The sequence below is a fragment of the Ignavibacteria bacterium genome (assembly GCA_017303675.1).
Classification (GTDB): Bacteria; Bacteroidota; Ignavibacteria; order Tepidaquicellales; family OLB5; genus OLB5.
The window spans coordinates 1,589,434-1,595,845 of record JAFLBX010000002.1 but is presented as its reverse complement, the minus strand read 5'-3'; the positions used below and the strand labels follow the sequence as shown (position 1 = coordinate 1,595,845).

General features: G+C 39.6%; 6 protein-coding genes. All 6 read left to right on the top strand.

Features of this window, described 5'->3' with window-relative positions; genetic code table 11:
* Positions 1 to 344, top strand: a 344-nt coding sequence (locus J0M37_16475; GenBank protein ID MBN8586684.1) for a T9SS type A sorting domain-containing protein, incomplete at its 5' end; no start/stop codon positions are given.
* Positions 345 to 1,036: 692 nt separating this feature from the next.
* A complete protein-coding gene (locus J0M37_16470; GenBank protein MBN8586683.1) occupies positions 1,037 to 2,134 on the top strand; it encodes a hypothetical protein in 1,098 nt (365 codons plus the stop codon).
* Between the two features lie 387 nt (positions 2,135 to 2,521).
* Positions 2,522 to 3,631 (top strand): carboxylate-amine ligase, encoded by a 1,110-nt coding sequence (locus tag J0M37_16465; GenBank protein ID MBN8586682.1) that lies wholly within the window; start codon positions 2,522 to 2,524, stop codon positions 3,629 to 3,631.
* A 41-nt stretch (positions 3,632 to 3,672) separates the two neighbouring features.
* On the top strand, positions 3,673 to 4,692 hold the full coding sequence (locus tag J0M37_16460; protein ID MBN8586681.1) for an aminopeptidase: 1,020 nt from the start codon (positions 3,673 to 3,675) through the stop codon (positions 4,690 to 4,692).
* A 55-nt stretch (positions 4,693 to 4,747) separates the two neighbouring features.
* Positions 4,748 to 5,161 (top strand): hypothetical protein, encoded by a 414-nt coding sequence (locus J0M37_16455; protein MBN8586680.1) that lies wholly within the window; start codon positions 4,748 to 4,750, stop codon positions 5,159 to 5,161.
* A gap of 62 nt (positions 5,162 to 5,223) precedes the next feature.
* The gene (locus tag J0M37_16450) at positions 5,224 to 6,411 is read left to right on the top strand and encodes a hypothetical protein (protein ID MBN8586679.1); all 1,188 of its coding nucleotides are present in this window, start codon (positions 5,224 to 5,226) and stop codon (positions 6,409 to 6,411) included.
* Position 6,412: the final 1 nt, after the last annotated feature.

Below are 6,412 nucleotides of genomic sequence, written 5' to 3'. Positions count from 1 at the left end.
GTAAATCGTTAAACCAGAACATCAGCAGCAATACAAACAATACACCAAGGTCGTTTAAGCTGCATCAGAATTATCCGAATCCGTTTAATCCAACAACAAACATTAAGTTTGATATACCAAACGATGCACATATAACAATAAGGATATATGATCTGCTTGGCAGAGAGGTATTCAGTGTTAACGAATATAAACAAGCCGGAATTTATGAATTGATGTTTGACGGAAGTAATTTAGCTTCAGGGTTGTATTTTTATAGCCTTGAAGCAAGTCCTTCGACAGGCTCCCAAAATGGGCTAGCAGGACGAGGATACTTTGAAACCAAAAAGATGGTTTTGATAAAGTGATCCCGCCAAGGAGGGGTCTGCGAAAATTCCTGAACATTTTCTTGAAAATGAAGTTTAGAATCATTCTTAAACCTGCAGGGTCTTAGAGACCTTGCAGGTTTTTTTGTAGCCGTGAATACTCGTAAAGGTAATGTTGTGCTGAGTCCCGCAACTCGTGCGGGATAAACTTCGTCGAAGCACGTAGCTCCCAGCCCTTCGACTCCCACGCCTTAGGCGGGCACAGCGCTCAGGGCGACAAAATTGATTTGTAGTTGAGCCGATTTCAAAGCCAGTCCTTAGGTTTTAAGGGCACGTTAAGATTTTATTTTAACTTTTAAGAACCCTGAAAGGGTTCGACTACGGTTTCTTTTGAAGACATGGCAGGTTTTTTATTGTAAAGTGATGCAGTTCAAATATCATGTGTCGTTATTAAGTGACCCCCACTCAACGAGTCAATGACTCTTAGAGTCGTTGACCAGCTCCCCAGTCAGGGGGAGGGTAAATTAATAACGCAATCATTAATGATTCCTGCATATCTGGTTTTACACCACTGGTTTAAACAAAGTCAATCTGTTGTAACTCCGCTTTTAAATCTCCCGAATTTTTCGTAAATTTGTAATTCCTGCATGTTTAAATCCCATAAAAACACACAAAAACAGCATTTTTAAGCAGATTTTAGAAAAATTAATATATTAAAGGAGTAATATAATAGTATGAAGCGTATCGGAATATTATTTGGCCAGGAAAATACTTTCCCCCAGGCATTTATTGACAGGGTTAATCACAAAGCCAGGGAAATGAATGTTGAAATTACAGCAGAAGCTGTTCAGATAGATAAAGTAATACAGGGTGAACCGTTAAAATATCACGTAATAATAGACAGAATTTCACAGGATGTACCTTTTTACCGCGCATTCTTAAAAAATGCTGCATCAAGCGGAACGGCTGTAATCAATAACCCGTTCTGGTGGAGCGCAGATGAAAAATTTTTCAACAATGCGTTAATGACAAAAATAGGCGTTCCGGTTCCCAAAACCGTTATACTTCCTTCAAACCAACTGCCGCCGGATACAAATCATAACTCGTTCCGCAACCTCGCATTTCCGCTGGATTGGGAAGGCATATTCAGCTACATCGGGTTCCCTGCATACTTTAAACCTCATGCCGGGGGCGGATGGAAGAGTGTATATAAAGTAAGCAATGTTGAAGAGTTCTTTAACGCTTACAATGAAACCGAACAGCTTGTTATGATGCTTCAGGAAGAGATACAGTTTGATGAATATTACCGCTGCTACTGCCTTGACAGGCAGGATGTATGGGTAATGCCGTATGAGCCCCGCAATCCACACCATTTAAGATATTTAAGGGATACAGTTGTTGCCCCTGAAAGGCTTAAGATGCTTACAGATGTTGTATTGAAGATAAACCGCGCGCTTGGATATGATTTTAACACAGTTGAGCTTGCTTTAAGGGATGGCGTTCCTTATGCGATCGATTTCTGCAATCCTGCACCGGATGCTGATGTTCATTCAGTTGGCGAAGCTAATTTTGAGTGGATAGTTGAAGCTGCCGCAAACATGGCTATCCGCAGGGCAATGGAGCACAGGGAAGGACTGAATAACCTGACATGGGGAGATTTTGTTTATTCATCTGCAAACAATGAACCCATTGTTGAAGGCGCATATGACGCTTCAGTAAAAAAAAAGCCCAAAAGTAAACCAGGCGTAAAAAAGGCAGCTAAAAAAGCCGCCTCGGGCATTGAAGGCGAAGCTAAGACTGAAAAGAAATCAAAAAAGACTAAGGCTGCTTAGCAATCGGTCTATCCCAAATTCCAAAAGAAAGTGAAAGAATGAATTTCGTTTTTTTATGGTAATGCTCCAGACCAGATACAAAGGAAATTTGTCACCCTGAACTTGTTTCAGGGTCTGCTTTCATACTATTAAATTTTTGAGTAAAATGTACAGATGCTGAACCAAGTTCAGCATGACTAAAGTTAGAGTTAAATTCATATTTTCGCGGCAAGTCGTAAGATTTGGTATATAGCGCTTTCTGGAGTCGGAGATACTTCAGCAAACTTTTAACTGGAAGTAATATTTTAATATTATAAATTGAGATTCCCGCTTATACGGGAATGATAACGCCATATATTGCTTTATTAATCTTAATTATATAGATTGTAATTCAACAATATAAAAATTATGGATAAGCATATTTTTACACTAGGTATCGAAGAAGAGTTCATGCTGGTTGATCCCAAAACAAGGGCTCTTGTTTCTCATATGCAGCAAATCGTAGATTCAGGCAAAGTATTCTTAAAAGAACAGATAAAGCCTGAAATGCATGCATCAGTGGTTGAAGTAGGTACAAAAATATGCCGTGATATCCATGAGGCGCGTGATGAAGTTACGAGTCTTCGCTCTAACCTGGCTTCACTTGCAAAGGAAGCGGGATTCAGAATAGCGGCTTCCGGCACTCATCCGTTTACTCACTGGAACGAAGTTTCAATCACAGACCATCCGCGTTATCACGAAATTGTAAATGAAATGCAGGAAGCGGCACGCGCAAACCTGATATTCGGGCTGCATGTGCATGTCGGGCTTCCAAACCGCGAAGTCGGTATTCAGATAATGAATGCTGTAAGATATTTTATTCCTCATATCTTCGCTCTTTCAACAAACTCGCCTTTCTGGCTTGGAAGGAATACTGGATTTAAATCTTACCGCGTAAAAGTATTTGATAAATTCCCAAGAACAGGTATCCCTGATTATTACGATACCGTTACGGAATTTGATAATTACGTCAATCTTTTAATTAAAACCAATTGCATAGATAACGGCAAGAAGATCTGGTATGATATCAGGCTTCATCCGTATTTTAATACTCTAGAGTTCCGCATGTGTGATATACCAATGAGGGTTGATGAAACTATCTGCCTGGCAGCGCTGATGCAGGCTGTTGTTGTTAAGCTATACAAGCTGATGAGGCAGAACCTCGGTTTCAGGATATACCGCCGTGCGCTGATAAACGAGAACAAATGGCGCGCTGCGCGTTACGGTACTGAAGGTAAGCTTATTGATTTTGGCAAGCAGGAAGAAGTGGATTTTAAAATTCTTGCTATGGAGCTTATCTCATTTATAAGTGATGTTGTTGATGATCTTGGAAGCTGGGAAGAAGTGAATTACATATTGCAGATGCTGCAAAACGGAACCGGCGCAGACAGGCAGCTTTCAAAGTGGGATGGAACCCAGGAAGGCCTTAAAAAAGTGGTAGATTATATAATAGATGAAACACATTTAGGTTTAAGCTGATAAAAATTTAATAATAATAATATAAAAATACATTTTACTTAATGGATCAAATGCATACAGTTGTTGATTTTGATAAAGAACTTTCTGAGGGTGCACATAATGCGATAGTTGTTTGTTTAAGGCTTCAGCCGGAAGAAAGAATTACTATCATAACCGATAATGAATCCCTTGAAATAGCTTCATCACTCGTTGCCGAAGTGAATAAAGTAGGCGCTGAGTGCAGCTTAATGGTAATTGAAGATTATGCTTCGAGGCCTCTTAAAAACATGCCGCAGCCGATACTTGATGACCTCGCGAAGTCACAGGTAAGTATATTCTGCGCAATTGCCCATACGGGCGAGCTTCGCTCAAGAATTGATATGACCGAAGTTGTTGATAAGCATAAGATACGCCACGGGCATATGGTGAATATCAACAAGCAGATAATGCTCGAAGGAATGCGCGCTGATTTTCTGAAGGTTGATGAGCTTTCACAGAAGCTTATAGAAAAAGCAAGGAAGGCGAAGATTATTACTATTAAGAGTCCGGCTGGAACAGATATGGTAAGTGAATTTTCGCATGACCTTAAATGGCTTAAAACCAGCGGAATAATTTCAGTGGAAAAATGGGGCAACCTGCCCGGCGGTGAAATATTTACTTCACCAAAAAACTGCAATGGTGTATTTGTTGTAGATGGAGTAGTAGGGGATTACCTCTGCCAGAAATACGGCGATATAAAAGATACACCGCTGAAGATATGGATTAAGGATTCACGCATCACAAAAATGGAATGTTCTAACAAAGAGCTGCTTGAAGAGTTCACTGCTTACACTATGACTGATGAAAACAGCAACCGTGTTGGCGAATTTGCAATCGGCACCAATATTGCATGCAAACATGTTATCGGTCATATTTTACAGGATGAAAAATTACCAACTATTCATATAGCTTTTGGCCATCCGTATTCAGCACACACAGGCGCAGACTGGCAATCAACAACTCACATTGACTGTGTTAGTGTGGATTGCAGCATCTGGCTGGATGACGAACAGGTAATGGATAACGGAAAATTTCTGATATAAGTTTTTTATTTTCCATTAATTCCAACATTACAAAAGGTGCAATGCACATAAAAAAATGAGACTCCACATCATTAGCTTACTTTTAAGCACAGCCCTGTTTTTAAGTTTCAATGGATGCAAAAAAGACGATACATCTGTAAATAATAATACGAATAATTCACCAACAGTACCTGTAAATCCTGTTCCGGCAGATAGTTCAACAGGAATAGATGACAGCTCTGACGTATTATTAAGCTGGGAAAGCACTGACCCGGATATAAATGATACACTTAAGTTTGATGTTTTTGTCGGTTCATCGCTGCCTATAAGCGAAATACCCATAGCTGCAAATCTTCTGACCCCGCAGTACAACCTTGGAATGCTTCCTTTTCCCGGTTCTACTTATTATTGGAAGATAAAAGCTAAAGATAATCACGGTGCTTCTGTTACAGGAGAAATATGGGAGTTTACGATCAGAACAAGACCGTAAACCAGTAAAACCATAAACCAATAAAACCATAAGCCAGAAAGACCATAAACTAATTAAAGAATTTGGTTCCGGAAATTAGGAAAAAATACAATGCGGAATTCACCCAGGAAAAGTATGAGGCATTTGTTAATGACCTTAATACAGCTTATGAATTTCCTATAGAATTCCGCATTGCTGAAACGCCTATATTCATAGGCAAGGAATTCAAGAACGAGATCCTTACCGCCGCAAATATGATAACGGATTATCTAATGAGCGCGGAGTATCAAAAGATCTCTATGAATGCTATCCCCAAAGGTATGGAAGTGCCCAATGACCCAGGTTACCCTGCAATGATGGCAATTGATTTTGCGATATGCAAAGATGAGAACGGTAAGTTAATTCCAAAGCTTATTGAGCTGCAGGGATTTTCTTCGCTCTTCTTTTATGAATTGCTGCAGAACTATATGTTCAGAAAGCATTTTAATATTGATGAACGTTACGGCGGCCTGCTGAATATCCATAAACCTGATGAATATCTTGATATCCTGAAACGTGTTGTTCTTGGTGATTCTGCCCCGGAAAATGTTATACTCCTTGAAATTGAACCTGACAAACAGAAAACAAGAATAGATTTTGAATGCTGTTATACATATATAGGTGTTAAGCCTGTTTGCCTGACAGATATCACCAAAGAAGGCAAAGACCTTTATTATATGCTCAACGGAAAGAAAACTAAAATAGAGCGTATATATAACAGGGTAATATTCGATGAGCTTGAAAGAAGAAAAGACCTGAAATCCGCATTCAGCTTTCAGGATGAGCTTAATGTAACCTGGGTGCCGCATCCCAACTGGTTTTACAGGATAAGCAAGTATTCACTTCCTTTTTTAAAAAATAAATACGTACCTGAAACAAGGTTCCTGAGTGATGTTGAAAATTATCCCGCCGACCTGGAAAATTATGTGCTTAAGCCTCTTTTCAGCTTTGCCGGGCAAGGCGTAATTTTTGATGTGACAAAAGAAGCCCTTGATGGAATTACAGACAGAACAAACTACATATTGCAGAAAAAAATAAATTATGAGCCTGTTATAGAAACTCCCGACCAGCCTGCCAAGGCTGAGCTGCGCTTATTATTCGTTCATGATAACGGAAAGCCCTATCTTGTAAATAACCTGGTACGCTTAAGCAAAGGCAAGATGATGGGCGTTGATTTCAACAAGGAAAAGACCTGGGTTGGCTCAAGTCTTGCATATTTTGAGCATTTGTAGA